Here is a 3,237-nt window from a genome sequence, read left to right on the forward strand (position 1 = left end):
GGGGTGGGGTGATGGTTTCTGTGGTTCTCTCGAAAGAATAGCGTTTTATTGATCTTTTGTGGTCAAGTTTTTAAGAGCACACGGTGGATGCCTTGGCATTAGGAGCCGAAGAAGGACGTAGGAATCTGCGATAAGCCTGGGGGAGTCGATAACCGGACTGTGATCCCAGGGTGTCCGAATGGGGAAACCCCGCCAGGGGCGCGAGCCACCTGGTGACCCGCATCTGAACACATAGGGTGCGTGGAGGGAACGCGGGGAAGTGAAACATCTCAGTACCCGCAGGAAGAGAAAACAATAGTGATTCCGTCAGTAGTGGCGAGCGAACGCGGATCAGGCTAAACCGTTCCATGTGTGATAGCCGGCGGGCGTTGCATGGTCGGGGTTGTGGGACTTCCCATTCTGTCTCTGCCGGGACAGTGGGGTGTGTAGTACAGGCATAGGTGAACGGTCTTGAAAGGCCGGCCAGAGAGGGTGTGAGCCCCGTAACCGAAATGTTGTGTACCGCCCGGGGGGTATCCCAAGTAGCACGGGGCCCGAGAAATCCCGTGTGAATCTGTCAGGACCACCTGATAAGCCTAAATACTCCCTAATGACCGATAGCGGACCAGTACCGTGAGGGAAAGGTGAAAAGTACCCCGGGAGGGGAGTGAAACAGTACCTGAAACCGTGTGCTTACAATCCGTCGGAGCCAGTCTGATTCTGGTGACGGCGTGCCTTTTGAAGAATGAGCCTGCGAGTTAGTGTTACGTCGCGAGGTTAACCCGTGTGGGGAAGCCGTAGCGAAAGCGAGTCTGAACAGGGCGTTGCAGTGGCGTGATCTAGACCCGAAGCGAAGTGATCTACCCATGGCCAGGTTGAAGCGACGGTAAGACGTCGTGGAGGACCGAACCCACTTCAGTTGAAAATGGAGGGGATGAGCTGTGGGTAGGGGTGAAAGGCCAATCAAACTTCGTGATAGCTGGTTCTCCCCGAAATGCATTTAGGTGCAGCGTTGCGTGTTTCTTACCGGAGGTAGAGCTACTGGATGGCTAATGGGCCCTACAAGGTTACTGACGTCAGCCAAACTCCGAATGCCGGTAAGTGAGAGCGCAGCAGTGAGACTGTGGGGGATAAGCTTCATAGTCGAGAGGGAAACAGCCCAGACCACCAACTAAGGCCCCTAAGCGTGTGCTAAGTGGGAAAGGATGTGGAGTTGCGAAGACAACCAGGAGGTTGGCTTAGAAGCAGCCATCCTTAAAAGAGTGCGTAATAGCTCACTGGTCAAGTGATTCCGCGCCGACAATGTAGCGGGGCTCAAGTACACCGCCGAAGTTGTGGATTTCAGATATTAGCTAAGCCGCCCCCTCGCGGGGTTGGTTCAGGCGTCTGGAGTGGTAGGGGAGCGTCGTGTGGGCAGTGAAGTCGCGGTGTAAACCAGCGGTGGAGCCTACACGAGTGAGAATGCAGGCATGAGTAGCGAAAGACGGGTGAGAAACCCGTCCGCCGAATGATCAAGGGTTCCAGGGTCAAGCTAATCTGCCCTGGGTAAGTCGGGACCTAAGGCGAGGCCGACAGGCGTAGTCGATGGACAACGGGTTGATATTCCCGTACCGGCGAAAAACCGCCCATGCTGAACAGGGGATACTAACCGCCCGAAACCTGCCTGACACCCCTTGTGGGTGAAGGGTTTTGGTGGAGCGCGGGACCTGATCCTGGGAGGCAAGCGTATTAACAGGTGTGACGCAGGAAGGTAGCCGAGCCGGGCGATGGTTGTCCCGGTCTAAGGATGTAGGGCGAACGGTAGGCAAATCCGCCGTTCATGATGCCTGAGACCCGATGGGACTCCCGTAAGGGGGGATTCGGTGATCCTATGCTGCCTAGAAAAGCATCGACGCGAGGTTTTAGCCGCCCGTACCCCAAACCGACACAGGTGATCAGGTAGAGAATACTAAGGCGATCGAGAGAATTATGGTTAAGGAACTCGGCAAAATGCCCCCGTAACTTCGGGAGAAGGGGGGCCCCCATCGTGATGGACACTTGCTGTCCGGAGCGTGCAGGGGCCGCAGAGACCAGGGGGAAGCGACTGTTTACTAAAAACACAGGTCCGTGCGAAGTCGCAAGACGATGTATACGGACTGACTCCTGCCCGGTGCTGGAAGGTTAAGAGGACCGGTTAGCCGCAAGGCGAAGCTGAGAATTCAAGCCCCAGTAAACGGCGGTGGTAACTATAACCATCCTAAGGTAGCGAAATTCCTTGTCGGGTAAGTTCCGACCTGCACGAATGGAGTAACGACTTCCCCGCTGTCTCAACCATAAACTCGGCGAAATTGCAGTACGAGTAAAGATGCTCGTTACGCGCAGCAGGACGGAAAGACCCCGAGACCTTTACTATAGTTTGGTATTGGTGTTCGGAGTGGCTTGTGTAGGATAGGTGGGAGACGTTGAAGCCCGGACGCCAGTTCGGGTGGAGTCATCGTTGAAATACCACTCTGGTCACTTTGGACATCTAACTTCGGCCCGTAATCCGGGTCAGGGACAGTGCCTGATGGGTAGTTTAACTGGGGCGGTTGCCTCCTAAAAAGTAACGGAGGCGCCCAAAGGTTCCCTCAGCCTGGTTGGCAATCAGGTGTCGAGTGTAAGTGCACAAGGGAGCTTGACTGTGAGAGAGACATCTCGAGCAGGGACGAAAGTCGGGACTAGTGATCCGGCGGTACATTGTGGAATGGCCGTCGCTCAACGGATAAAAGGTACCTCGGGGATAACAGGCTGATCTTGCCCAAGAGTCCATATCGACGGCATGGTTTGGCACCTCGATGTCGGCTCGTCGCATCCTGGGGCTGGAGTAGGTCCCAAGGGTTGGGCTGTTCGCCCATTAAAGCGGTACGCGAGCTGGGTTTAGAACGTCGTGAGACAGTTCGGTCCCTATCCGCTGCGCGCGCAGGAAATTTGAGAAGGGCTGTCCTTAGTACGAGAGGACCGGGACGGACGAACCTCTGGTGTGTCAGTTGTACTGCCAAGTGCACCGCTGATTAGCTACGTTCGGATGGGATAACCGCTGAAAGCATCTAAGCGGGAAGCTCGCTTCGAGATGAGATTTCCATACACCTTGTGTGTGAGAGGCCCCCAGCCAGACCACTGGGTTGATAGGCCGGATGTGGAAGCGAGGACTAACGACTCGTGAAGCTGACCGGTACTAATAGGCCGATAACTTACACCACACACCCTCTTCCGTGAACGGATTCAAAAGACGTTCACACC

At 55.4% G+C, this 3,237-nt stretch carries 1 rRNA gene; it reads left to right on the plus strand.

The window, feature by feature from the left end:
• The first annotated feature begins 60 nt into the window (after positions 1-60).
• A 23S ribosomal RNA gene (locus tag ABIB29_RS19925) occupies positions 61-3,197 on the plus strand.
• Positions 3,198-3,237: the final 40 nt, after the last annotated feature.

It is taken from the genome of Arthrobacter sp. UYEF36 (genome assembly GCF_040547025.1).
Taxonomy (GTDB): domain Bacteria; phylum Actinomycetota; class Actinomycetes; order Actinomycetales; family Micrococcaceae; genus Arthrobacter.